Annotated in this window: 20 protein-coding genes and 1 pseudogene; 12 read left to right on the top strand and 9 right to left on the bottom strand. The window is 69.5% G+C overall.

Features of this window, described 5'->3' with window-relative positions:
* The 7 genes from EZE58_RS17590 to EZE58_RS11880 all read left to right on the top strand — a co-directional run bounded on the left by EZE58_RS17590 (window position 1) and on the right by EZE58_RS11880 (window position 7,731).
* Complete coding sequence (locus EZE58_RS17590) at window positions 1-1,041, top strand: sugar transferase (protein ID WP_082834893.1); 1,041 nt, start codon at window positions 1-3, stop codon at window positions 1,039-1,041.
* Window positions 1,038-2,222: an aminotransferase class I/II-fold pyridoxal phosphate-dependent enzyme gene (locus EZE58_RS11905; RefSeq protein ID WP_063249615.1), complete on the top strand. Its 1,185-nt coding sequence runs from the start codon at window positions 1,038-1,040 to the stop codon at window positions 2,220-2,222. The genes EZE58_RS17590 and EZE58_RS11905 overlap by 4 nt, the downstream gene beginning before the upstream one ends.
* A gap of 136 nt (window positions 2,223-2,358) precedes the next feature.
* A complete protein-coding gene (locus EZE58_RS11900) occupies window positions 2,359-3,954 on the top strand; it encodes a polysaccharide biosynthesis tyrosine autokinase (protein WP_063249616.1) in 1,596 nt (531 codons plus the stop codon).
* The gene (locus tag EZE58_RS11895; RefSeq protein WP_063249618.1) at window positions 3,951-5,015 is read left to right on the top strand and encodes a glycosyltransferase; all 1,065 of its coding nucleotides are present in this window, start codon (window positions 3,951-3,953) and stop codon (window positions 5,013-5,015) included. Before EZE58_RS11900 ends, EZE58_RS11895 begins: the two co-directional genes overlap by 4 nt.
* Window positions 5,012-6,031: a glycosyltransferase gene (locus tag EZE58_RS11890; protein ID WP_082834894.1), complete on the top strand. Its 1,020-nt coding sequence runs from the start codon at window positions 5,012-5,014 to the stop codon at window positions 6,029-6,031. The genes EZE58_RS11895 and EZE58_RS11890 overlap by 4 nt, the downstream gene beginning before the upstream one ends.
* Window positions 6,028-6,630 carry a low molecular weight phosphatase family protein gene (locus tag EZE58_RS11885; RefSeq protein WP_063249620.1) on the top strand — a complete coding sequence of 201 codons (603 nt, stop codon included), beginning with the start codon at window positions 6,028-6,030 and terminating at the stop codon, window positions 6,628-6,630. The genes EZE58_RS11890 and EZE58_RS11885 overlap by 4 nt, the downstream gene beginning before the upstream one ends.
* Before the next feature lie 3 nt (window positions 6,631-6,633).
* Window positions 6,634-7,731 (top strand): EpsG family protein, encoded by a 1,098-nt coding sequence (locus EZE58_RS11880; protein WP_063249622.1) that lies wholly within the window; start codon window positions 6,634-6,636, stop codon window positions 7,729-7,731.
* 16 nt (window positions 7,732-7,747) lie between these two features.
* On the opposite strand, the gene EZE58_RS11875 is transcribed toward EZE58_RS11880, so the two are convergent.
* From EZE58_RS11875 to EZE58_RS11865, 3 genes are all read right to left on the bottom strand, one after another.
* Entirely contained in the window at window positions 7,748-8,794 is a 1,047-nt protein-coding gene (locus EZE58_RS11875) for a polysaccharide pyruvyl transferase family protein (protein WP_063249624.1), read from the bottom strand.
* Entirely contained in the window at window positions 8,791-10,026 is a 1,236-nt protein-coding gene (locus tag EZE58_RS11870) for a hypothetical protein (RefSeq protein ID WP_063249626.1), read from the bottom strand. The genes EZE58_RS11875 and EZE58_RS11870 overlap by 4 nt, the downstream gene beginning before the upstream one ends.
* Window positions 10,027-10,143: 117 nt before the next feature.
* Window positions 10,144-11,346 (bottom strand): peptidoglycan bridge formation glycyltransferase FemA/FemB family protein, encoded by a 1,203-nt coding sequence (locus EZE58_RS11865; RefSeq protein WP_063249628.1) that lies wholly within the window; start codon window positions 11,344-11,346, stop codon window positions 10,144-10,146.
* Window positions 11,347-11,575: 229 nt separating this feature from the next.
* Between EZE58_RS11865 and EZE58_RS11860 the strand changes: the two genes are divergently transcribed.
* The gene (locus EZE58_RS11860) at window positions 11,576-13,891 is read left to right on the top strand and encodes a helix-turn-helix transcriptional regulator (RefSeq protein WP_240941292.1); all 2,316 of its coding nucleotides are present in this window, start codon (window positions 11,576-11,578) and stop codon (window positions 13,889-13,891) included.
* Window positions 13,892-14,038: 147 nt separating this feature from the next.
* Here EZE58_RS11860 and EZE58_RS11855 read toward each other — a convergent pair whose 3' ends face one another.
* Genes EZE58_RS11855 through EZE58_RS11845 form a run of 3 tightly spaced genes read right to left on the bottom strand, consistent with a single transcriptional unit; the run spans window position 14,039 to window position 17,330 of the window.
* Window positions 14,039-15,745: an ABC transporter permease gene (locus tag EZE58_RS11855; protein WP_082834895.1), complete on the bottom strand. Its 1,707-nt coding sequence runs from the start codon at window positions 15,743-15,745 to the stop codon at window positions 14,039-14,041.
* The gene (locus EZE58_RS11850) at window positions 15,742-16,677 is read right to left on the bottom strand and encodes an ABC transporter ATP-binding protein (protein WP_063249632.1); all 936 of its coding nucleotides are present in this window, start codon (window positions 16,675-16,677) and stop codon (window positions 15,742-15,744) included. The genes EZE58_RS11855 and EZE58_RS11850 overlap by 4 nt, the downstream gene beginning before the upstream one ends.
* Window positions 16,674-17,330 (bottom strand): TetR/AcrR family transcriptional regulator, encoded by a 657-nt coding sequence (locus EZE58_RS11845; RefSeq protein WP_063249634.1) that lies wholly within the window; start codon window positions 17,328-17,330, stop codon window positions 16,674-16,676. Before EZE58_RS11845 ends, EZE58_RS11850 begins: the two co-directional genes overlap by 4 nt.
* 124 nt (window positions 17,331-17,454) lie before the next feature.
* On the opposite strand from EZE58_RS11845, the gene EZE58_RS11840 reads away from it, so the two are divergent.
* Window positions 17,455-17,796, top strand: a complete 342-nt coding sequence (locus EZE58_RS11840; RefSeq protein ID WP_063249636.1) for a metalloregulator ArsR/SmtB family transcription factor — start codon at window positions 17,455-17,457, stop codon at window positions 17,794-17,796.
* A gap of 71 nt (window positions 17,797-17,867) precedes the next feature.
* Window positions 17,868-18,356 carry an SRPBCC domain-containing protein gene (locus EZE58_RS11835; protein ID WP_063249638.1) on the top strand — a complete coding sequence of 163 codons (489 nt, stop codon included), beginning with the start codon at window positions 17,868-17,870 and terminating at the stop codon, window positions 18,354-18,356.
* Window positions 18,357-18,434: 78 nt separating this feature from the next.
* Here EZE58_RS11835 and EZE58_RS11830 read toward each other — a convergent pair whose 3' ends face one another.
* Window positions 18,435-19,754: an MFS transporter gene (locus EZE58_RS11830; RefSeq protein WP_040341884.1), complete on the bottom strand. Its 1,320-nt coding sequence runs from the start codon at window positions 19,752-19,754 to the stop codon at window positions 18,435-18,437.
* A 121-nt stretch (window positions 19,755-19,875) separates the two neighbouring features.
* Here EZE58_RS11830 and EZE58_RS11825 point away from each other — a divergent pair, with 121 nt between their 5' ends.
* Both EZE58_RS11825 and fbaA read left to right on the top strand, forming a co-directional pair.
* Window positions 19,876-21,870: a BCCT family transporter gene (locus EZE58_RS11825; RefSeq protein WP_167560620.1), complete on the top strand. Its 1,995-nt coding sequence runs from the start codon at window positions 19,876-19,878 to the stop codon at window positions 21,868-21,870.
* 366 nt (window positions 21,871-22,236) lie between these two features.
* The gene (fbaA, locus tag EZE58_RS11820) at window positions 22,237-23,259 is read left to right on the top strand and encodes a class II fructose-bisphosphate aldolase (RefSeq protein ID WP_009378811.1); all 1,023 of its coding nucleotides are present in this window, start codon (window positions 22,237-22,239) and stop codon (window positions 23,257-23,259) included.
* A gap of 426 nt (window positions 23,260-23,685) precedes the next feature.
* On the opposite strand, the pseudogene EZE58_RS11815 reads toward fbaA, so the two are convergent.
* A pseudogene (locus tag EZE58_RS11815) lies at window positions 23,686-24,357 on the bottom strand (alanine:cation symporter family protein); the annotation flags it as partial.
* A gap of 18 nt (window positions 24,358-24,375) precedes the next feature.
* Window positions 24,376-25,452: IS30 family transposase (locus tag EZE58_RS11810; protein WP_240941127.1), on the bottom strand; the 1,077-nt coding region annotated here is incomplete at its 5' end.

The raw sequence follows: 25,452 nt of genomic DNA, 5'->3' as shown, positions 1-25,452 counted from the left end.
ATGGCCTACCCTCATCTCAAACGCGCCATCGACGTCACCGGAGCGGCCTTCGGGCTCCTCGTCCTCGCTCCCGTCATCGCCGTCGTCGCCGGTCTCGTCCTCGTCGCCCACGGCGCGCCGGTGATCTTCACCCAGGAGCGGGTCACCGAGGGCAACCGGATCTTCCGCCTGAAGAAGTTCCGCAGCATGCGGCCGCTCGACCCGGGACGCGGATGGACGGACGACTCGGCTCGACTCACGGCTCTCGGTCGCTTCATCCGGGCGACGAGCCTCGACGAGCTGCCGAGCCTGTGGAACATCCTCGTCGGGGACATGAGCCTCATCGGACCCCGACCCCTGACGACCGAGTACCTCCCCCTCTACACGCCCGAACAGTCCCGACGGCACGCCGTCCGCGGCGGACTGAGCGGACTCGCCCAGGTCAGCGGCCGCAACGCACTGTCCTGGGACGAGCGGTTCGACCTCGACGTCGAGTACGTCGAGACGATGAGCCTGCGCACCGATCTGCGGATCCTCGTGCGCACCGTGCTCACGGTCTTCCGCCGCGACGGTGTCAGCCATCCCGGGAGTGCGACGATGATCAGCTTCGGAGGCAGCATGCGCTCGGACCTCATCGAGTTCGAGCAGATCGCCCGCACCCGGGAGCTCACCCAGTGGATGGCGCGGACCCGAAGCGGCGAACGCGTCGGCCTGTGCGAGATGGTCGGCACCGGCGACGCGGCTCGGATCATCCGCTTCCTCCCCGATCCGACTCATTCCGCGCTCGAGGACGATGAGCACGAGTCGCTGTGCCGCGAAGTGCTGCGTCTGCTGCTCAACCGGGTCCGGGCGACCGACGCCGACTATGCCTTCTGCCCCGCTTCGACGGCCGCCGGCGCGCCCCACCTCTACCTCGCCTCCGGCTTCCGGCCCATCACCGACCCGCGCGGGACCGTGCCGCTTCCGCACCCCGCGTCGCCCGCACGCGCGGGCGAGGAATACCTCTGCTGCGCACTGCGGACCGAAACCCACCCGACCACCGAACTGAGGATGGCGTCATGACGATCTCCGATGCCGAATCGACCACCGAGACCCGGACACCCGAGATCGGGCGGATCCCGCTGTCCACCCCCGACGTGGGAGCACTCGAGGAGGAGTACCTGCTCAGCGCCTTCCGCAGCGGGTGGATCGCTCCCACAGGGCCCGATCTCACGGCCTTCGAAGCGGAGCTCGCCGCCACCGTCGGCGTCCGGCACGCGGTGGGACTGTCGTCGGGAACCGCGGCCCTCCACCTCGGACTCCTCGGTCTCGGGGTCCGACCGGGCGACCGGGTGCTGACCTCGACGATGACGTTCGCCGCGACGGCGAACGCGATCACCTACTGCGGGGCGGAACCGGAGTTCATCGACTGCCGATCCGACGGGAACATGGACCCGGCGCTGCTCCACGACGCCCTCCGCACAGCCGCCGGCCGGGGACGCCTGCCCGCCGCCGTCGTCCCCGTCGACCTGCTCGGACGGCCCGCCGACTACGACCGGATCCTGCCGATCGCCGCGGAGTTCGGCGTCCCCGTCCTCGTCGACGCCGCCGAATCGCTGGGCTCGCTCCACTCCGGTCGGGCGACGGCGAGCATGGGACAGGCGGCAGCGGTGTCCTTCAACGGCAACAAGATCATGACGACCTCAGGTGGAGGAGCGCTGCTCACCGACGACGGCGACCTCGCCGCGTACGCGTCCTACCTCTCCGCCCAGGCGCGGCAGCCGGTGGCCCACTACGAGCACACCGAGGTCGGGTTCAACTACCGTCTGAGCAACCTCCTCGCCGCCATCGGCAGGGCCCAGCTCACCCGTCTCGAATCGATGATCGTCCGCAGGCAGGCGAACCGGGCCGCCTACCTCGAGCTCTTCGCAGGGACCGAGGGCATCGCGCTCTTCGGTGCGGACAATCCGCACCCGGACAACGCGTGGCTGACCGCCGTGCTCATCGACGACGAGGTCACCGGCTTCAGCGCCGAGGAGCTGGGCAAGCGGCTGGCCGACCATGACATCGAGACCCGCCCGCTGTGGAAGCCGATGCACCTCCAGCCGGTGTTCACAGGCTGCGTCATGCACGGCGGAGAGACCGCGGAGGCCCTCTACGCGACCGGCCTCACCCTGCCCAGCGGCTCCGCGCTGAGCCCGAGCCAACTCGATCGGGTCCTCTCCGTCATCGCCGAGGTCCTCTGCGGAGGGCCGCACCGGTGATGCGGCAGCCCGTACCCTCAGGACCGGTCGGCGGTGCCGACCGGGTCCGCGTGCCTAGCCTGGAACGAAGGCAGTCACCACGCCCCACCCGCGCTGCGATCCCGATCCGCAGTCGCCGACCCGAGTGGAACGAGACATGAGACTCAAGGAATTCCTTCGCATCATGAGGCGCAACGTCGCCCTCATCATCATCGTGACCCTCCTCGGAGGAGCAGCCGGCCTCGCCTACGCCCTGCTCAGACCGACGACCTACACCTCGCAGACCGAGATGTTCGCGTCGGTCTCGACGTCCGGCGACCCGTATCAGATGCAGATGGCGTCGAACTTCATCCTCGAGCGGATCCAGACCTATGTCGACATGGCGGGGTCCCGCCCCGTCCTCGAACCGGTCATCGACCGACTCGACCTCGGCGTCACCCCCGAGGAGCTCGACTCCCAGGTGACGGCGTTCAGCGACCCGCGCACGGTGCTCATCACCGTCGAGGCGACAGCGGCCACGCCGCAGGACGCCGCCGAACTCTCCGATGCCGTGGCCGAGAGCCTCGTCACGGTCATCGACGACGTCGAGAACCAGGGCGATGACGGGACGGGTCAGATCCAGCTGCGGGTCTCCAACCCTGCGGTGCCGGCAGCGCAGGCGGACGGCCTGCCGCTGTGGATGTGCGTCGGACTCGGACTGCCCGTCGGTCTCGCCGTCGGGCTCGGCATCGCGCTGCTGCGGACGAACCTCGACGGCCGCCTGCGGGCCAAGGAGGACCTCGAACCGATCACCTCGGCGCCGGTGCTCGCCGCGATCCCCGCCGACGCACGGATCGCCGAGGAGCCCCTCATCAGCGACATGGGCCTCGACAACGCTCGCGGGGAGGCGTTCCGGCGGCTGCGGACCAACCTCGGATTCGCCCAGGTCGACGACACGAACCCGGCGGTGCTCATCACCTCGGCCAAGGCCCAGGAGGGCAAGTCGTCGACGAGCATCAACCTCGCCATCTCCCTCGCCCAGGCGGGCAGTCGGGTCGCCCTCGTCGACGTCGACCTCCGGCAGCCCACGGTGGCCGACAAGCTCGGACTCGAGAACTCCGCGGGCCTGACCACCGCCCTGCTCGGGTCCGCCGACGTCTCCGAACTCCTCCAGCCCTGGGGCCAGGACGAGCTCTACGTCCTCACCGCCGGCATGATGCCGCCGAATCCCGCAGAGCTCCTCGACTCGCGTGCGATGGGCACGCTCATCACCCGCCTGAGCGGCGAGTTCGACTTCGTCATCCTCGACGGCCCGCCGCTCCTTCCCGTGGCCGACTCCCTCACACTCTCCAAGTACGTCGGCAGGGTCCTCCTCGTCGCCAGCGTCGGAGAGGTCAGGATCAGCGAACTGCAGGAGGCCCTGCGCAGTCTCGATGTGCTCGACGTTCCGGTCAACCTCGTCCTCAACCGGGTGCCGAGGTCGTCGGCGGAGACGAGCGGCTACTACCAGGTCTACTCGAGCAGGTCCCAGGATGTGCCGCCGCGGCACCGCCGCGGCTCCGGCTCACCTCTGCCCGACGACGACGGAGGCTCCGACCTCACCGTCGACGGTTCGGAGGCGACCGCCGATCGTCTCCGGCCCCGGCGGGGTTCGGGACCCACGGTCCCGACCGTGTGGCCGCTTCCCGAGGACGCGACCGAACCCGCACGATTCGGCCACTCCGACGCCCTGACGAGGCGCGAGAGCCTCGCGCAGGGAAGAAGGCTGTCGTGAGGATCGGCCTGCTCGCCAGCGTCGGACACATGGTCGATTCGTTCTTCCCCGAGATCATCGAGACGTGGACGGCCGCAGGGCATTCGGTGTCCGTCGCCGCGGGGACGCCGACCGCGGACGGGGACAGCGTCGTCATCTCCGGTCTCGGCAGGCGCCCCGGCCCGGGCGCCGTGACCGCGTGGGCAGGACTGCGCAGATGGGTTCGCAGCGAACGCCTCGACGTCGTCGTGACCAACTCGGCGACCGCCTCGGCGCTGGTGCGCACCGCCCGACTCGAGGTCCCCGTCGTCTACTTCTGCCACGGTCTGCACTGGAACACCGGCACCGAACTCGGCGACCGGGTGTGGCAGCAGGTCGAGCGGGCCCTGCTGCGCCGCACCGCCGGGGTCATCGCCATCAACTCCGACGACCATGCCTGGTTCGGGCAGCGGTTCGACCCCCAGCGGCTGCTGCGCCTGCGCTCGGGCGTCGGCCTCGACCTCGAGAGGTACCGCTCCGGTGAGCCGCTGCCGCAGTCCGCGGACGACCGACTCGAACTCGTGTGGATCGGGGAGTTCAGTGCCCGGAAGCGTCCGCACCTCGCCCTCGACGTCGTGCTCGGGTTGGAGTCCCGGGGGGTCGACGTGCATCTGCGGATGATCGGAGACGGCGACCTGCGGTCGGCGACCCGTGAACGCATCCGGCGGCTCGGACTCAGCGGACGCGTCACCGCGGACGGGCCCGATACCGTGGTCGATGCGCTCACCCACAGCCATGGCCTCCTCCACACCTCCGCGTGGGAGGGTCTGCCGCGGGTCATGCTCGAAGCCGTCGCCGTGGGGCGGCGCGCGTACGCCTTCGACGTCAAAGGCGTCCGGGACGTCCCCGAGGCGGTGCTCGCCGCCGACGGCGACGCCGGTGCGCTCGCCGCCGCCGTCCACGCCGACTGGGCCTCGGGCCGGATGACGGCCCCGCTCGACTTCGATCGGGCCGACCTCGACTACCGTCTCACCGGCGACGCCGTGCGCTCCTTCCTCGAAGGGCTCACCGACCGGCGCACCGCAGGTCAGGGTGTGCGATGACGGGCAGGGAGGCCATGGTCTCGGTCATCGTCCCCGTCTACAACGGGGCGTCGAATCTGCGGTCGACGGTCGCATCGGTGCTCGCCCAGCGCTACTGCAGCTTCGAGCTCATCCTCGTCGACGACGGTTCGACCGACTCCTCGGGAGCGCTCATCGACGACCTCGCCGAGGCGGATGCCCGGATCCGCGCCCTGCACCAGCCCAACCAGGGGGTCTCCGCAGCCCGCAACCGCGGAATCGAGGAGGCGACAGGCGACTGGGTCGTCTTCCTCGACGCCGACGATCAGCTCGTCGACCCGCTGCTCTTCGACGCCGTCGTCCGCGCCGGTGCCGACGACGCCGACATCGTCTGCTTCGCCTCGAGTGACGACCCGGCGCTCGGCGCGGCAGCGGGGACGCGGACCACTGACCTCCGACTCCGGGCGAGTCTGTCCGAGAGCAGCGACGTGCGCCTCGACGAGCACACCGTGGCGCAGATGATCGCCGATGAGTCGGCGAACGCCGTCTGGGACAAGGCCTACCGCCGCACGGTCATCGAGGCGGGAGCCGTGCGTTTCGTCGACGGCATCAGGATGGGCGAGGACCTCCTCTTCAACCTCGCGTGCATCGACCGCGCCGAGGTGGTGCGCACGGTGCCGATCCTCGGCCACTGGTACCGCCGGAACAGCGCCGGTTCGGCCACGGCGCGGTATCTGCCGGACAAGTTCGCCGATCTCACCGAGGTCGGTCGTCGCCTCGAGGAGTGGGCGCAGAGCACGGCCTCCCCCGACATCATCGCGGCGGTCGAATTCATCAGGGCCAAGAACGTCTTCTCGTGCATGCGCGACCTCCATCGCCCCGACTGCGAGATCCCCCGTGACCAGAGACTGGCGGTCGCGAAGAGGTATCGGGTGCAGGTGCCCTCGGTCAGGGTGCGCGGCCTGGGCGCGGGCAGGCGTCTGCTCAGCTCCGCCTACAACCTCCTCGGCTACCGGACGATGTACCGCGTCACCGGGCTCGTGGGCGGCCTGCGATGACGGGCAGCTGGGAGATCGACGTCGCACCGTTCCGCATCCTTGCCGTGTGCACGGGCAACATCTGCCGATCGCCGTTGGTCGAGCAGCTCCTCCAGCGCGGCCTCGACCAGATCGCGCCGATGCAGTTCGCGGTCTCGAGCGCCGGTACGAACGCGATGGCCGATGACACCGTGCCCCCGGAGATCGCACGGATCGCCGACCGGCACGGGTTCACCCTTGAGGGTTTCCGGGCCGAACGACTCGACCCGCGGCACATCCGCGACGCCGACCTCGTCCTCACGATGGAGCGGGCGCAGCGGTCGATGGTCGTCCAGATGGCCCCCGGTGCGCTCAAGCGCACGTTCACCCTCAGAGAGTTCGCCCGCATCCTTCCCCTCGTGCCGCCCGAGGACAGCTCCTCGCCGATCGAGCGATGGCAGTCCGTCGCCGCCCTCGCCCAGCGCTACCGGCGGCGGGCTCCCGGGGACGGAGGAGACGACGACGTCGTCGATCCCATCGGCCGGTCCGAGGCCGTCCACCAGACCATGCTCGACGAGATGCTGCCGGCGATCACCACTCTCATCGAGTGGGAACGCCGCCTCGGCCGGATCGGGGCGTGAGCGATGTTCCTCGTCTCGTGGTTCGGGCTCGTGACCCTGTGGATCGTCGGCTTCTGTCTCGTCGGGGAGGGCTCGAAGTTCCGGCATTGGAGCAATGCCGTGTTTCCGGTGGCCTCGCTGGCGACGATCATCGTTCTCGCTGCGGCCCCGGCGAACTACGACGTCGTCGACAAGACCCGCTATGCCGCCGAGTTCGAGACGATGAGCTTCGCCGAACCCGGAGAGGTCTTCGACACCACGGTGACCGACGGGAGGGAGCCAGCGTTTCTGCTCGTGAACTGGCTCATCGGCTCCTTCACCCATGACGCGGACGTGTACTTCCTCATCGTCGCCGCCTTCTGTGCGATCATGCTCACGATCGCCCTGTGGATGATCCTCGGGTCCGGGTGGCAGACGGCCGTCGTCCTCTACGTGACCGTGTGCTTCGGATTCTTCCTCGACTATTCGAGCTTCCTCGTCCGTCAGGGCCTGTCGATCTCGTTCCTCTTCCTCGGTCTGGCGCTCGTCCTCCGCAATGCCAGGGTCGTCTGGATCCTCGTCGTCCTCGGACTCGGTCTCCTCTTCCACTGGTCGGCCATCGCGCCTGCGATCGTCATCCTCGTGGTCAGGCTGGTGCGCCTGCGCACGGACATCCTCCTCGGGGCGTGGGTGATCTTCAGCATCGCCTACTTCACGGGCCTCAACGCCCGCCTGGCCGGTCCTCTGGGCTCGGGCATCGAACAGATCGAGGTCTACTCCGACTCCGAGCTCGCGCGGTCGTATTCCGGCGGCACGAACCGGCCCATCTTCTGGCTCCTGAGCGCAGGGCCGCTGTTCGTTGCCTACGCCGCCGTGAAGAGGCGCCTGGCCCATCTTCCGGAGTGGTATCCGAAGCTGCTCAACGCCTTCATCCTCCTCAACTGCTACTTCCTCGCGCTGGGTTTCGTCTACTTCAGCGACCGGCTGGCGGCGTTCTCGTGGTCGCTCATCCCCGTCCTCGTATCGGTGCCCGTCCTCAGGTACACGGGGCGGTTCCACACGGTGCTCAGCCTCGCACTCCTCGTCGCCTTCGGAGCCTGGGCACTCTACTTCGGATCGTTCGGGACCCTGCTCAACCGCTGATCGCCTCCGCGACCTCTCACCCGTCGGCGCGTGTGTAGGTGCGCAGCGCGCGCTCGCGGTACTCGGCCGGCGTCCGACTCCACACCGCTGCGCGGCCTTGTTCGGGACCGTGGTCGGCGACGGCGAGGGTCGGCGAGAGCTCGGCGAAGCCCGAGACGAGGAAGCCGTCGCTGAGCCCGATGTCGCGGGCGAACGCACCGCACTTCTCGTGGTGGTCGACGATCGCGAAGGGGACTCCGAGGAGGTACGCGGCGATCGCTCCGTGCAGGCGCTGAGTCCAGACCAGGGCGGATGACCTGAGCACGGCGATGACCCCTTCGATCCCGATGTCGCCGTAGTCGAGGACGCGGACCTGCGCTCCCTTGGCGCGCAGGCGCGCGGCGACGGCATTCGCGGCGTCGAGATCGCCGAGGCGGGGGTGGGAGTTGAGCGCGAGCACGGTGATCTCGCCGTCGTGCGCGCCGAGCGCTGTGGCCACGTCCTCAGCGAGGTCGGCAGCCGGCACGTTCGCGGCTCTGGAGGGACAGATCGTGATGCGCCCCTCCTGGGTTCGACCGGTCCGTCCCCGTCCGGGAGCGAACCGGCGGTTGAGGGCTGCGAGGTCGCCGCCGAACTCCGCGCGGCCGTCGAGTCGCTGCAGCGATTCCTCGTCGCGAACGACGACCCTGTCGAATCCGCGCAGGGCGCGAACCACGTCTCGGCCGTCGACGGGCGAGGAGAACGGACCGACCGACACCCCCAGCGCCTCGAAGGAATGGCGGGGGAAGAAGCGGGAGCGCAGTGCTGCGGTGCCCGAGAGGTCGGAGAAGACGGATCCTCCGCAGTAGGCGAAGGCATCGGACCACACAGCCCCGTGCACGGCGGTGCGCAGTCGGCGGACGCGGGAGGCCGGCGAGGGCTCCGACAGGTTCGCCCGCCGGCCCTCGAACACTCGCACTCTGCTGTCGGGCCACATCAGTGAGGCCCGATCCACGCAGGTCTCCCGGAAGAGGTCATCGCCGAAGTTCCCCCACCCGAAGTAGCCGAGGAGCTGAACCCTGGCCGGCGCATCGACGCGTGTCATGACATCCCCGCTCTCTGTCTGAGCGTCGGTGCCTGAGCGAACGGCTCGGGGCGCGAGAGGGCGTCGGCGCCGACGTACCTGGCGGTCGCACCGACGAGTACTGCCAGGCTTCCGGCTTCGACGGGACCGAGCCCGAGGGCCCCTCCGGCGGCACCAGCCGCCGCGACGACGACGATCGACCCCGCCCCGACGATCGTCATCACCCAGTACCGGTTGAGCACGAGGTGGAGCGAGGAGAGGAGATAGGTCGGCAGTACGATCACTGCGGCGAGTGAGAGGAAGAGCACCGAGAGGCGGCTGATGTCGAAGGTGGGCCCGTAGACGAGGGCGAGGAGCTGCGGCCCGATGACGACGGCGAGGCCGACCAGGGGTGCGAGGACGGCCATCGACACGACGCTGTTCCGGCGGATCGACTGACGGAGCAGGGCAGGGCCCGATGCCTCGAACCGACGGCGGAAGTCCGCGAGGAGGGTGATCTGCACCGAGGCGCCGAGGAGGTTGGCGAAGGTGACGAGGTACGCCGCGCTCGAGTAGACGCCGATGTCCGCGGTGGTGCCGAGCCAGCCGACGATGGCGATCGGCAGATACGTGAGGATCGATTGGATTCCCTGGGACAGCGCCAGCGGCGATCCGTGTCGGAGCATGCAGCGGAACTCGTCGCTCAACGGCGTCCCTCCGGTGTCGTCGACGGCAGCGGTCAGCCGGCGCCCGAGCAGGACCGTCGCCGCCGCACCGGCAAGGGCGACTACAGCCGCCGCGGCGACGGCGACTTCGACCGAACTCCCCAGAGCCATGATCACCGTCGTCACGGCGGCGGTGGCGAGAGCATCGACGATGAGGAGGACACCGAAGGTCCGGAGGCGTTCGGCGCGCTGGAGTCGAGCGAAATACAGGTCGGCGATCGAGTTCGCGATCTTGATGACGAGAACCGCCGTGCCGATCACCCACGCGGTCTCGGGTACGACTGCGAAGAGGACGACTGCGGCGAGACCGCTCGCGATGACCATCCCCGCGGTGCGCACTGCGAGGTAGACCGGCCATCGCACGCTCGTCTGCAGGGTGATGTAGAGATTCCGCAGACCCAGTTGGGCGATGACGAACAGAGGAGTCATGAAGGCGACGAGCGACGAGTACACGCCGACGGCCTGGGGGCCCGCGTGCCTGGCGAAGAGCCAGATGAGGTACCACTGCGCCGTGGCGACCATGATGTTGCCCACGGTCACGAGGAGCATGGATCCGCGCCTACCGGCCATGTCCCTCCCCTCCGAAGTCGCTCGTCGCCGGGCACGGCGATGACCCGGTTGCGGAAACCCGCACCCTGCCTGCGGATACGCTCGTCGGATCGGCTGTCATCCGGCCGACCTCCGACCGCCCGCGGCGGCACCTGTGCGGATCGGAGTCGGAATCGACCACGTCCATGGGCGCGCCTGGAGGCGGGCGCGCAGAGGCAGCAGCCGGGCGAAGGCGGCGTAGACGAGCGGCTGCAGCGGACGGTCCCAGACACCGAGGCATTCGTGGGCGTCGGCGCCCATCCCGGCTTTGAAGCGGATGAGACCGGTGGCGTGATCGTCCTCGTCAAGGGTGTCCTCGACCCCGCCGAGGTCGAGGATCTCAGCCCCGTCGGCGATGGCGCGGCGGATGATCGTCCAGTAGGCGGCGTTCGACGCACGCGTCTCCGGCTTCGCCGCGCTCGTCGCCGCGAGCACGCCCTGCACCCGCCGCCCGATGCGCGCCGTGGCGTTCGCGGCGATCGCGGTGCCCTCGTGGCGGGCGATGTCGAGGGCGAAGCCGCCGGGGAAGTCCCGGCTCATCGCCTCCCAGATCGCATCGATGTGGCTGCGCGGCTGCGGGGCGAACCCGTTCCGCTCGGCCGTTTCGACGAAGAGACGGTGGACGTCGCCGAGGTCGTCGCGCCCTCCCGGGGTCACCTCGACCCCCTCCCGCGCCGACCGGCGGATGTTCTTCCGCCAGGCCTTCGTCATCCTTGCCTGCACGGCCTCCTCGGTGAGCCCGTCGAGGCGGAGGTGGAAGTTCAGGTGCGGCTGGCTGGCGTCCGCCTCGGCGTCGTCGATGACCTCACGCCATCCGGCCTCCCGCAGCGCGGCCGCGAGATCGAGCGCGCTCCGGGAGACGTCGTCGGGCGGCAGCTGGGAGAACCGGGTGATCCCCGGGTCGGCGGCGCCGGCCCGCACGGTCTCGGCGTCCCACCGCCGCAGGGTCAGGGCGGGGGAGATGCGCAGGCCGAAGACGCGCCGGGTGCGCAGATGGGCCTCGAGAGCGGTGAGGAGGTCGAGAGCCTCCGGTGCAGACCAGTCGATGAGCGGTCCCTGCGGGATGTAGGCGAAGCGCAGATCGACCCCGGGCAGGCGACGGTACCGGATGACGGCGGCGGCGACCGGCTGGTTCCCGGAGTCGAACCAGCCGACGAGTTCGTGGTCCCAGTCGGCGCTGCGGACCCGGCTCCATTCCGAGGTCTGCTGGTAGCTGGCGCCGTCGGTGCGATCGAGGAATCCGCGGAACTCGTCAGGGCGGATCGTGCGAACGGTGTGCATGGTCTTCAGCGTACGGCCGGCTGAGAGGCCGCTTCTACGCCCGGGCACCCGCCTTTCGCCGACCCGCACAACCCTGACGGCTTCCCGCAGGCTGTCGCGGAAGCGCCGTCCGCGCACGTGTGCCTGCCCGAGAATGATTCCACTGCTCCGGGTCGGTAAGCGATCGGTCCGGAGCCGCGACGGGGACGCATGCCCTCGTCCGTGCTGTGGATCGGAGAGAGGGACCGTGATGTACGTCGATGTGCGCGACACTGGTTCGCCCCGCCGAGGTGGAGGTCTGGAGAAGATGGTCTCGATTGCCGACTCCGGTCAGGACGAAGGGTCCGACCGGACGACTGCGGACTTCGCCGACGCCCTCGGCGTCGCCGACCAGGAGTTCGCCGCCGAGCTCCTCTCCGCCAGCGGCGGCGACCTCGTCCTCGGGCGCACCGCCGTCGAAGCGGCTGCCGGTGCGGACTTCGCCGTCGACCTCAGCTCCCGCAGCTTCGCCGACTACGTCGCCTCGCTCGCTCCCGCCCCGGCGCTCGAGCTGAGCACGGCCGATGTCTGGGTTGCGAGAGTGCTCGCGCACCTGAGCTCGTTCACGGAGCAGACCGCGCTGCTCGCGCTCACCTCCGTCCCCGCCGGCGTCGAGACGGAGCTCTGGGACGCCGAGGGGGTGCTCATGCGCCTGCGCATGGCCGGGGTCATCGTCGCCGACGGGGAGTCAGGCGGCAGACGGTACCTCCGCGTGCCGTCGCTGCTCGCCGCCGCCTACCGCCGCGACGTCGCTCCCACGGCGGAGGAAGGCCTCATCAGCCGGCTCGTCGCCGTGCTCAACGACCATCTCGAAGGCGCCGAGGCGGTCGAACCGGCCATCCTCTCCGACGTCCTCACCCTCGCCCGCCGGGCCGGACTCTGGCACGACCTCGTCCGCCTCTCGGAGTCGATCGGTCTGCCGATGTTCCTCCTCACCCCCGCCTCGGCGTGCATGGCCTTCGCCGGACTGCCCGCCGAGGCGCTGCGTGCGGAACCCGAGCTCGGACTCCTCTCACGGCTGGCCGAGGACGTCCTCGGCCGCCTCGGCGGGGGAGTCGGCGAAGGGACGATCAGGGAGGAGGAGCTGCGCGAGGCCGTCGCCGCAGAGACTCGGCAGGGGCGGATGCGGGAGCTCTTCGTCTCCTCCGGGACGGCGGGAGGTGTGCGCCCCGACGGTGAGGCGGAGAGCAGGGAGGCACGGGCGGACGGCCACGCGGCGCCAGAGAGTGAAGCGGCGGGGCCGCTCGAGACGATCCGGGCCATAGCCGAGCTCGCGGCGGCCGGGCGGCATGCCGAGGCCGTCGAGCTCGGGCTCTCCACCAGGGTGCGCCCGGGCGCCAGGCGTGCCCAGCTGACCATCCGCCTGCTCACGGCGATCAGCGCCGTCCACGACAGTCGGCTCTCGAAGGCGCTGTCGATCCTCCACGACGTCGAGGGCCAGGCGAGCGTCCGCCACGTCGACGGGGACTTCCTCCTCCCCGCGGCCCTCGCATGGTCGGCGCTCGCCGCGGCCACGGGCGCCGACCACGAACGCGCCGACCGTCTTCTCGCCCGCCTCGCGGGACAGCCTCCGACACTCGTCGACGACATGGTCCATCCGGCGTGGAGCGCGGCCGCGGCGGTGCGCGCCCTCGACCGCCTCGACCTCGAGGGGGCGCGGAGGAGCATCGACGACCTCGCCGCCGCCCCGCAGGGCTGGGGGCTGCAGGCCATCGTCCCCGTGTTCGGGCGGATCCTCGCCGTGCTCTCGGCGACGACGGAGTCGGCGCTGCTCTTCGCCAACGACGAGGTCGAGACCCACGGTGAGTTCCCGATCCCCTCGGAGACGGAGAAGGACCTGCTCTGCGCGAGCCGCAGCCTCATCTTCATCGCCCTCGGCCAGTTGCGATGGGCGGAGGTCGAACTCGACCAGATGTCGGCCGACTCCGCGATCCGCGTCGTCCAGAGCGTGCGGGTCGAACTCGTCGCCGGCCGCGTCGAGAGCGCGATCGCGCTCGCCGACACGTGGTTCTACCATCGGATGCTCACGCCGTCGGGCCGTGCCGACCTCGCTGCGCTCAAGGCGGCTGCCCTGAGCCGACTGGGACGCGACGCCGAGGCGGTGGCCGAGCTGCGCACGGCGATCGGGCTCTCGGCCTGGGTGAGCTCCCTGCTGCCCCTGGCCCTGCTCCCGTGGCACGACCGGATCCGGCTCCTCGACCTCAGCGCCGACGACCCTGCGTGGGACGGGGCGCTCGAGACGTTCTCCGGCGACTTCGCGACCCGCGACGCCCTCTTCGCACGGCTGCGGGAGGTCGGGACGATCACCGTGAGCGAGACGTCGATGCCGCAGCTGAGCGACCCGGAGACGCGGCTGCTCACCCTGCTCGCGTCCGGGCTGACGATCGCGGAGATCTCGACCGAGCTCCATCAGGTGCCCGGAACGGTGAAGAATCGGCTCTCGGCTCTCTACCGCAAGTTCGGGGTCTCGAGTCGCGCCGAGGTCGTCGCTCGCGCGAGCTCGCTGGGATTCGTCACCCCGAGCTGAGCCGCGGCAGTCCGCCTGTTCGCAGCGGCTGCGGTCCGCCCGGCGGGAGCCGAGGTCACCCCGCAGGAACGGAGACGGCCGCGGCGCGGGAGTGACTCCCGTGCCGCGGCAGGTCGTGCGCTGACGTGGCCTCTGCTCGGCGCAGTCCTACGCCGTGATGAGGTTGCGGCGGCGGAAGCCCGCCGCCCCGATCACTGTGAGGATGACGGCGGCCCCGGTGAGCCAGGCCATCGCGAGCGGTTCGAGATCGACCGAGGGGTACTGGCCGATGTGGACGAACAGCGAGAGGTCGAGGATCGCCTCGTCGAGGTCGAGCATCCCGCCGAAGAGCGCGAGCACGGCACCGAGGGCGAAGACGACCCACACGAGGCCCTGCAGCCGCGGCGCGAGACCGTAGAGGGCGTAGACGATCCCGAGCAGCACCCACACGGCCGGGGTCTGTGCGACGTGGCCGACGAACGACGGCCAGAGGAGGTCCCAGTCGCCGGTCGAGGCCGCGGCCCCGACACCCTCACCGAGGCCGGCGAGGCCCATGAGCAGCAGCGAGCCGAGGAAGGTCACCGCCGCCCACGCGAGCATCCAACCGGGACGGCTGACGCCGGTCGCGAGCACGGGCTCGGTGCGATAGGCCTGCTCCTCGCTCCGCAGCCCGGAGGCGGAGAGGATCGCGAAGACGGCGACGATGATCGTGAAGTAGAGCGCCATGTACCCGAGGTAGCCGTCGACGATGCCGTCGGCCCCGCCCATGATCGCGAGGATCTCCGGCGGCATGCCCTCGGCGCCCTCGGCCATCGGCGAGGTGAACGAGCCGAAGACGACGCCCATGGCGAGGATGCCGACCGACCACCAGATGAGGCTCGAGCGCTGCAGGCGCAGGGCGAGGGCGAACGGCGAGCTCAGCGCCTTCGAGGCCTCCGGCCGCCCGAGGCGATCGGGAAGGATGCCCGCGGCGAGGTCGCGCCGCGACTGGAGGGTGAGCGCGAGGGCGACGAGGAGGACGAAGAATCCTGCGCTCAGCCACAGCGGCCACCACCGGTCGAGGGTGAATGGCGCGGTCTGCTGCGCCCAGCCGAGCGGGGACAGCCACGACAGCCAGTCGAGGTCCCCGTCCTGGACGGCGGACATGTCGCCGAGGCCGCGGACGATGAAGAACGCGGCGAGGACGGCCCCGGCGATACCCGAACAGGCCCGGGCGAACGCGGAGAGCTGCGCGGTCACGGCCGCGACCCCGGCGAAGACGACGCCGACGGAGCCGACGCTGACGCCGAAGAGCAGCGCCGAGGAGAACGGGCGCGGCTCGGCCTGCGAGAAGTAGAACGCCGCGGCCATGCCGAGGCTCGTCAGAGCGCTCATGAGCACCGCGAGGACGAGGGCGGCGATGAGCTGCGTGTGCCGGCCGGTGACGTTGGCGCGGATGAGCTCGGCACGCCCCGTCTGCTCTTCGCTGCGGGTGTGGCGGGAGATCGTGAGGATCCCCATGAGGGCCGCGCCGAGCATGAGGAAGACGCCGTACATGCCGACGACGAACCGCGGCACCGTGATGTCGTCGAAGCCGTAGCCGGGGCCGGTGATGATGCCCATGACGGGGTTCTGCGCGAAGACCATCATCGACTCGAGGGAGGAGCCCTCGAGGACGACGGCGATGGCGTTGGCGAAGTACGCGGTCATCACGGTGAGACCGAGCACCCACAGGGGAAGCCGGAGGCGGTCACGACGGAGCATGAAGCGCAGCATCGTGCCCAGGCCCGAGAGGTTCGACCCCGATTCGGCCCGGTGGGCCGGATGGTCGCGGTGCGCGGGCGTGCGCTTGTCCGCACGAGGGTCGTCGGCGGCGAGCAGACGAGTGGTGGTCATGACTCCTCCGTTCCGTAGTGGCGCAGCAGCAGCTGCTCGAGCGTCGGCGGGGTGGCCGTGAGCGACTCGATGTCGTGTTCGCCGAGTGCCCGCATGATGCCGGGCAGCTGCGCGGTGTCGGCGCTGAAGTGCAGCTGGCGTCCCTCGCGGACGAGGTCGTGGACGCCGGACATCCTCGTCAGCTCGGGGATGTCCTTGACGACCTGCACGGTCACCGTCGTGCGCGAGAGGTGCCGGAGATCGGCGAGCGAACCGCTCTCGACGATCCTGCCCGCCCGGATGATCGAGACCCGGTCCGCGAGCGCCTCGACCTGGGCGAGGATGTGGCTCGAGAGGAGCACGGTGCGTCCCTGCTCCTTCGCCTCCCGGATGCACTCCTGGAAGACGGCCTCCATGAGCGGGTCGAGACCCGCCGTGGGCTCGTCGAGGAGGAGGAGCTCGACGTTCGAGGCGAGCGCGGAGATGAGCGCGACCTTCTGCCGGTTGCCCTTCGAATACGTCCGCCCCTTCTTCCTGGGATCGAGGTCGAAGCGCTCGATGAGCTCGTCGCGCCGGCGCTCGTCGACCCCGCCGCGCAGCCGCGAGAAGAGGTCGATCGCCTCCCCGCCGGTCAGACCCGGCCAGAGTTCGACATCGCCGGGAACGTAGGCGAGGCGCCGGTGCAGCGACACGGCCTGCGACCACGGATCCTCGCCGAGGAGGCGGACCCGTCCGCGGTCGTGGCGGAGGATCCCGAGGAGGATCCGGATCGTCGTCGACTTCCCGGCGCCGTTGGGGCCGAGGAATCCGTGGACCTCGCCACGGTCGACGGTGAGGTCGAGGCCGTCGAGGGCGCGCACGCGTCCGTAGCTCTTGACCACGTGGTCGAGTTCGATGGCCGCCGAGGAGGTGCCCGGTGAGCGGTCGCGCGCGGTCGTCGTCGTCATCGTCATGGTGTGTCATCTCCCTTGGTCGGAGTGTCGGGGTTCTGGTCGGGAACGGAGTCGAGGACGCCGTTCTGGTAGAGGTCGAGCAGGTGCGGGGCGATGCGGGTCATCGTCTCGGCGATGTCCCCGGTGCCGAGGTTGGACTCGAGGCGCTGTGCGAGCATCGCCGGGGCGAGCGCCATGACGGCGAGGGTGGCCGCCTGGCCGTGCGGGTCGTCGCTGCGTCGGAAGCTGTAGCCGGCGAAGCCGTCGGCGAGATAGGACTCGACGAGGTCGACGTAGTGGTCGAAGTAGCGCTGACCGTGGGGGCTGGGGTCGAGGAGCGATTTGAGGAGGTATTCGACGGCGGTCGTCATCACCGGGTCGTCGAACATCATCTGCATGGCCATCACCGCGTACTGGGCGTTCTCGGCCTTCTTCTCGGTGATGAGCGCGAAGACGTGGTCGTCGCACGCGGTGCGCAGCCCCTCCTTCGATCCGAAGTGGTGGATGACGAGTCCGGGGGAGACGCCGGCGGCCGCGGCGATCGCGCGCACCGTCGTCTTCGCGAACCCGTGGGCGGCGAACTCTCTGACGGCCGCGTCGAGGATCCTCTGCGCGGTCTCGGGAGACGAATTGGGGGAGCGGCCGGGCTCCTTCTGCGGGCTGGTTGAACGCATGTTTAATATTAAACGCATGTTCAATGATGCTGTCAACAGGGTCGCGGTGAATTCTTCTCAGGCGAGTCTCCCGCGCTCCCGGCCGGGGCCTTGACGTACAACCATTCGGTTGTAGGATGAGGTCATGACAGTCTCCGCCGACGCCCTCATCGACGATCGCACCGATGCGGTCTTCCAGGCGCTGGCGGACCGGACCAGGCGCGACATCGTGCGCCGGGTCGCGGTCGAGGGGCTGTCGGTGTCCGAGCTCGCGTCGTCCTACGACATGAGCTTCGCCGCGGTCCAGAAGCACGTCGCCGTGCTCGAGCGCGCGGGACTGGTGACCAAGGAACGCGTGGGCAGGTCGCAGGTGACCCGTGCCGACGTCGGTGCGATCCGGACCGTGCGCGACCTCCTCGGCGAACTCGAGGTCCAATGGCGGGGCCGCGTCGAGCGCATCGACGCCCTCCTCGCCGAGGATGCGTGAGCCCCGGACAGGCCGACCCGACCGGGTCGGTGTCGAGGCGACCGAGACGGTCGCAGGAGTGAGGAGACGCCATGCCCGTGACAGAGACCAGCCACGACGAGGACACGAAGACCCTGACGATGGTCGCCCGCTTCGCCGCCCCGCCCGAGAGGGTCTGGGACGTCTACGCCGACCCCCGTCAGCTCGAGCGGGTGTGGGGACCGCCGACCTATCCCGCCACCGTCGTCGACCACGCGCTCGAACCCGGTGGTCGGGTCACCTACTTCATGACGAGTCCCGAGGGGGAGAGGTACTACGGGCTGTGGGAGGTCACGGCCGTCGACGCGCCCCACAGCTTCGAGTTCACGGACTGGTTCGCCGACGAGTCCTTCACGATCGACGAGAACCTGCCCGGCAGCACGAACACCTACACGTTCACCCCGGACGGCGACGGCACGAAGGCCGTCTGCACCTCGGTCTTCGACAGCGTCGAAGGCCTGCGCACGGTCCTCGAGATGGGCGTGGTCGAAGGCGCGACGGAGGCGATCGGCCAGATCGACGACCTCCTCGCCCGCGGCTGATCAGCCGGTCCCCGGCCGTTCAGCCGATTCCGACGCCCGGTCAGCGGACCACGGGCACGGGGGCCCGCCTCGGCGGGGTCAGTCCTCCCTCATCGCCGCCATCGACCTCTGCGGGGCGTCCGGCTGGGCGGGGATGATGAGGAGGAGTCCGAGCACGAGGACGACGATGATGCCGAGCGTGCCCGCGCGCTGGTAGCCGAGGATCGAGATCGAGAGGGCGAACATGGCCGGGCCGAGGAAGCTCACGGCCCGGCCGGTCGTTGCGTAGAGGCCGAAGTTCTCACCCGCGCGCTCGGGTGGGGTGATGCGGGCGAGGAACGACCGCGACGAGGACTGCACCGGTCCGACGCAGAAGCTGAGGACGAGGGCGCAGACCCAGAACACGCCGGCCTCGGCGGAGAAGAGGATGGGGACGCCGCCTGCGATGATGACGATGAGGCCTGCGATGATGACGGGTTTGGGACCGAACCGGTCGTCGAGGAACCCGGCGATCATCGCACCGGCCCCGGCAGCGACGTTGGCGGCGACCCCGAGGACGATGATCTCGGAGGCGGAGAAGCCGTAGCTGCCGGCCGCGAGCACCCCGGCGAAGGCGAAGATCGCGGCGAGCCCGTCGCGGAAGACCGCGGAGGCGATGAAGAACCGCAGCGTCTGATGCTCGGTCCGCCACATCCGCACGAGGCGGCGGACGAGGGAGGCGTAGTCGGCGATGAACGCCCGGACAGGGTGCCCCGCCGAGGTGCCCGTGACCTTCGCCCCGGGTGCTGTGATGAGGACGGGGATCGCGAAGATCGCGAACCAGGCCGCGGAGAGGGCGGCGACGACGCGGTAGCGCAGCCCGCCCTCGTCGGTGGCGCCGAAGAGTCCGACCTCGGGTTGGATGACGAGGACGAGGAGGAGGACGAGGAGGACGAGTCCGCCCGCGTACCCCATGCCCCAGCCGAATCCGGAGACCTTCCCGACGTTCTCCGGGGTGCTGATGCGGACCATGATGCCGTTGTAGGCCACCTCGGCGAACTCGAAGAAGACGCTGCCCACGGCGATGAGGAGGAGACCCAGCCACAGGTAGGCGGGGGAGTCGCGGACGAAGAAGAGGCCGAACATCGTCGCGACGACGATCGCGGTGTGGACGCCGAGCCAGAGTTTGTGGCGCCCCCCGGCATCGGCGCGGGTGCCGACGGCGGGGGCGACGAGGGCGATGACGAGGCCTGCGGCGGCCATCGACCACCCGAGCGCAGTCGATCCGGCCTCCTCGCTCGAGGCCACGGCCTTCGTCAGATAGGGGGTGAAGACGAATGTGATGATCACGGCATTGAACGACGCCGAACCCCAATCCCACAGGGCCCAGCTGAAGACGCTTCGGCGTGAGCTGGACGGGGATCTCGGGTGTGCGCGCATGTCGTCACTGTACTGAACCGAGCGGTCGGTTCATGTCCGCCACATGGGAATTCGGTTGATGTTTGCCCAGGATTACGGCAAGGTGGTAAGTCGTTCAGAGGCACCCGATACGAAGGACTCCATGACTGATTCCCAGGCGGACACGACAGATTCGGCGGGCACTCCGCCGGGTGACGACGAGCAGAACCACTACCTCTTCGGCGCACCCGATCCCGTCAGACTCCACCTGCCCGACAAGCTCCACATCGGCGAGGACGACTCGGACGAGGCGATCACGGAGAAGCTGCGCCGACAGGGCGTGAAGATCGGCAAGGGGATGATCGCGCCGCGCGTGTTCTGGCCCGCGCTCATCGTCATCGTCGCCGTCGCCGTGCTCTCGATCGTCTTCCCGACCGGTGCCGGTGAGACCATCCTCGGCATCCAGTCGTGGATCGTCGCCGACCTCGGCTGGTACTACATGCTCGTCGTCGGAGCCTTCGTCGCGTTCGCGATCGTCGTCGGCGTGTCCAAGTACGGCAAGATCAAGCTCGGCAAGGACGAGGACGAACCCGAGTTCGGCATCCTCTCCTGGTTCGCGATGCTCTTCGCCGCGGGCATGGGCATCGGCCTCGTCTTCTACGGCGTCGCCGAACCGCTCACCTTCGCCACCACCGGAGGCAAGCCCGGCTGGCCCGGCGGCGAGGTCGAGAACGCGCAGCTGGGCATGGCCCAGACCTTCGTCCACTGGGGACTGCACCCGTGGGCGCTCTACGCGGTGCTCGGCATGGCGCTCGCCTATGCGATCCACCGTCGCGGTCGACCGCTGTCCATCCGCTGGGCGCTCGAACCCCTGCTCGGCCGCTACGTCAAGGGCTGGGCCGGCGACCTCATCGACATCATCGCGATCTTCGGCACGGTCTTCGGCATCGCCACCTCGCTCGGCCTCGGCGTGCAGCAGATCTCCGCGGGACTCGCCCACATCGGGCTCGTCGGCGAGTACGACAACTTCTTCCTCGTCATCCTCATCGTCATCATCACCCTGCTCGCCACGTTCTCCGTGGTCTCGGGTGTGGGCGCGGGCATCAAGTGGCTCTCGAACATCAACCTCTCGCTGGCGGGCCTCCTGCTCGTCACCGTGCTCGTGCTCGGACCCACGCTCTTCCTCTTCCAGAACTTCGTCGAGTCCCTCGGCGTCTACCTCGCCAATGTGCTCGGCATGACCTTCGACATCGGCGCCTACACCGGTGAGGAGGGCGCTGCATGGAACGCCTCGTGGACCCTCTTCTACTGGGGCTGGTGGATCTCGTGGGCACCGTTCGTCGGCGTCTTCATCGCCCGCATCTCGCGTGGCCGCACGGTCCGTGAGTTCATCGCCGGTGTCCTCCTCGTGCCCTCGCTCGTCGGGTTCTTCTGGTTCTCCGTCATGGGCGGTGCCGGCATCTACCGGCAGCTCTTCGGCGCGGGCGACCTCGTCGATCCCGAGGAGGGCGTCGTCGCCGAGCGTGTCCTCTTCGACGTCCTCGGCGGACTGCCGCTCGGTTCGGTGCTCTCGGTCATCGCGATCATCCTCGTGGCGATCTTCTTCATCACGTCCTCGGACTCGGGTTCGCTCGTCGTCGACATGCTCGCCTCGGGTGGTCACCCGAATCCGCCGATCTGGTCGCGTGTGCTTTGGGCTCTGCTCGAGGGCGCGCTCGCGATCGCGCTGCTCACCGCCGGTGGGCTCACGGCCCTCCAGGCGGGCTCGCTCATCACGGCGCTGCCGTTCAGTATCGTGCTCATCCTCGTCTGCGTCTCGACGCTCAAGGCGTTCGGCAAGGAGGCGAAGCGCACGGCTGCGATCGAGCGCGCCGCCGCTTACCGGGCCGTGGGCGAGCACCTCGCCGATGACTTCGACCAGTACCTCGGCGACATCGTCGACGAGCGCATCGACTACCAGATCACGCGCAGCCGCGGTCTCATCGAACGCCAGCGCGACAAGGCCGCTCGGGAAGGACGCGACGGCGGGGCAGGCCGCGATGGTCGATCGGGCCGCGATGCCGCCGCGCGCCGGGACGGCAAGGAGGGCAAGGGCCTTCGCGACGCCGCCTGGAAGCTCAACCCCCGCAAGGATTCCGACTCCCGCAAGGACAGGTAGCCGGCTCCGGCAGCAACGACGGCCCCGTGGTTCGTCACGGGGCCGTCAGTCTGTGGCCGGACGGTGTCGGCGTCTGCGGGCGGCGGTGCGGGCGTCGGTGGTCGGACGGTGCCGGCTGGTCGCCCGGGGGCGGCACCCCGCTCTCGCTGCCGGCGACCCCGTTCCCGAGGAGGATCCCGTCCGATACTGACGCCGATTTCGAATCGGATCCTCCTCGGGAAGGCCCGGCTGGTCGGGCCGACCGCCTCGGCGGGGAAGAGCCGGGGAAGGCCAGGCACGGGATGGGCGGTCGTGTCGTGACCGCGGCGGGAGTGACCGAGTAGGCTGGAGGCACCTGACCGCGATCGCTACGACCAAGGAGCCCAGATGCCCATTGCCAGCCCTGACGTGTATGCCGAGATGATCGACCGGGCGAAGTCCCAGGGCTTCGCCTACCCGGCGATCAACTGCACGTCCTCGCAGACGATCAACGCCGCGATCCGCGGATTCGCCGAGGCGGGGTCGGACGGCATCGTCCAGCTCTCGACGGGTGGCGCCGAGTACATCTCCGGCCCGACGATCAAGGACCGGGTGCGCGGGGCGATCGCGTTCTCCGCCTTCGCCACCGAGGTGGCCAAGAGTTACGACGTCAACATCGCCCTCCACACCGACCACGCCCCCAAGGACGCCGTCGAAGCGTGGGTCAAGCCGCTCCTCGCCGCCTCGACCGAGCGCGTGAAGTCCGGTGGCGAACCCTACTTCCAGTCGCACATGTGGGACGGTTCGGCCGTGCCGCTCGATGAGAACCTCGTCCTCGCCGAGGAGCTCCTCGAGCTCGCAGCCGCCGCGCACGCGATCCTCGAGATCGAGGTCGGCGTCGTCGGCGGCGAGGAGGACGGCGTCGAGAACGAGATCAACGAGCAGCTCTACACGACCGTCGAGGACGGACTCGCGACCGTCCGTGCGCTCGGCACCGGGGAGAAGGGCCGCTACCTCACGGCGCTGACCTTCGGCAACGTCCACGGCGTCTACAAGCCCGGCAACGTCAAGCTCCGTCCCGAGCTGCTCGGCGAGATCCAGGCCGCCGTCGGCAAGGAGGTCGGCAAGGACAAGCCCTTCGACCTCGTCTTCCACGGCGGTTCGGGATCGAGCGCCGAGGAGATCGCCGAGGCGGTCCGCCACGGCGTCGTGAAGATGAATGTCGACACCGACACCCAGTACGCGTTCACCCGCCCCGTCGCCGACCACATGTTCCGTCACTACGACGGCGTGCTCAAGGTCGACGGCGAGGTCGGCAACAAGAAGGAGTACGACCCGCGCTCCTACGGCAAGGCCGCCGAGGCGGGCATGGCCGCACGCGTCGTCGAGGCCTGCGAGAACCTCGGTTCGGCGGGCACGAGCGTGAAGTGAGCACTCCGCTCCTGGTGGTCACCGTGTGAGCTCCAGGCTGCGCCGGTGTGATCGGACACTCGGACGGGCCCCGCACTGCAGATGAGCAGTGCGGGGCCCGTCGGCGTTCGGACGCTCTCGCGCGGGTGGTCGCGGCGATGTGCCCGCGGGAGTTCGGCGGCTGTCGAGGCGAGGACGCGCAGTGTCAATTCCTGCCTCGCAGATCGACACTGCGCGTCCTCAACTCGCCTCACAGCCCGGACGTCGCCCACCGGAGCTCGCGTGACCGGCTGCGTCCGCGTGGTGCGACCAGGGTGACACCCACGCCCGCGGAGACGACACGAGGTCCGGGACGCCGTTGTCCCGGACCTCGCTGGCTCTGTGGGGCAGGTCAGCCCGTGCCGGGCGGCCGAGGATCGTCGCCTCGACCGCCCGGCACGGTGTGCATCAGCCCTGCGGCACGTGCTCGCCGGCCTTCATCTTCGCCCAGCGCTCCTCCCAGAACGTCGCATTCTTGATGCCGACGGCCTGGGGGTCGAACTCAGGATCGAGTCCGAGCTTCTGCTGACGCTCGAAGTCGCGCAGCAACTTGAACGCCGGCTGCTGGAGGATGAGGATGCCGACGATGTTCAGCCATGCCATGGCGCCGACGCCGATGTCGCCGAGCGCCCACGCATCGCTGGGGTTGTCGTTCATCACGCCGATGGCGACGGCGATGAGGATGAGCACCTGCAGAGCGCGGGTGCCGATCGTGAGGAAGACCGGGTTCTTCAGCTTGCCGAGCAGGTAGACGAGGTTCGTCTCCGCCATGTAGTAGTACGCGACGATCGTCGTGAGCGCGAAGAGGAAGATCGAGACCGCGATGAAGCTCGCCCCGATGCCCGGAAGCATCGTGTCGAGACCCGACTGCGGCCAGCCCTCGCCCGGGGTGGTCTCGAGGGCTTCGACGAGTTGCCCGCGACCGGAGCCGATGATCTCGCCTTCGGGGCTGAGCACCCGGTACATGCCGGTCGAGAGGATCATGAAGGCCGTGGCCGAGCAGACGAAGAGCGTGTCGATGTAGACCGAGCCGGCCTGGACGAGGCCCTGCTTGGTCGGGTGCGACACCTCGGCGGCGGCAGCGGCGTGGGGGCGATGTCAAGGCGTCGAAGCAACATGGGGCTCGCCGGCGAGCAGTCGAGCGAATGCCTCGGTGGGCGTGAGATAGCCCAGTCGGCGGCGGGGTCGATTGTTGATCTCCTCGGCGATGGTGGTGAGGTAGGGCTGGTGATCGGGGATCACCGTGCCCTTGGGCAGATACTCCCGGTAGAGCCGGTTCGTGTTCTCGTTGCTGGGCCTCTGCCAGGGCGAGTGGGGATCGGCGAAGTAGACCGGCATCGCCGTGGCCAGGGAGACCTTCGCGTGCTGGGCCATCTCGCTGCCCTGGTCCCACGCCAACGATGCCTTCATCATCTCGGGCAGGTCGTTGAAAAACTCGATGACCGCGTCAGCGGTTGGCTCGGCGTGTTTCGAGGGCAGGGCCAGCAGCCCGGTGAACCCGCTCATCCGCTCCACCAGCGTCGCCGCGCACGAGGTGCCGTTCTTCCCGATGATCAGGTCACCCTCCCAGTGCCCCGGCACCCGACGCTGGGCGGCGTCCTCACCTCGCTCCGCGATCGGGACCATACCTACGATTGGGCCACCGCGCGTCCGCCCGGTCGTACGTGGTCGGCGCTTGGTCCGCTTGGACTGCAGGAAGATGCCCTTGCGGGCGAGCTCACCCTTCGGGATTGCGTAGATGTACTGGTAGATAGCCTCACCGGAGACGGTTCGGCCGCGTGCGTCAGGAGAGTTCGCCATGCGTTCAACGGTCGGGTCTGTCGCCTCCAGACGCAACCGGCCCGCTATCTCGTTCGGCGTCCAGGACGCGGCCAGGTCGGCGTCCACCCTCGCCTGCAGCACCGGATCCCCCGCGACCTTCCGCTGCTGCGGGCGAGCTCGCCGACGCTGCGCTCTGACGTCTGCGGTCACGGCCTGGTAGCCGCGGGTCTTCGTCGAGTTCCGGTGAAGCTCCCGCGAGATCACCGACGGGCAACGCCCCAGGTGACGGGCGATCCTCCGCACCGACCAGCCCGCTTTCGAGGCCGCCGAGATCTCCGACCTGTCGCTGAACGACAACCCCACCCGCGCCATCTGCACACTCCACCGATCAGACCCCCGCCGACCGGGAGTGTT

The sequence above is a fragment of the Brevibacterium sp. LS14 genome (genome assembly GCF_012027885.1).
Taxonomy (GTDB): domain Bacteria; phylum Actinomycetota; class Actinomycetes; order Actinomycetales; family Brevibacteriaceae; genus Brevibacterium; species Brevibacterium casei.
Note: the sequence above shows the minus strand (reverse complement) of the source record. Positions and strands in the feature narration are given on the sequence as shown.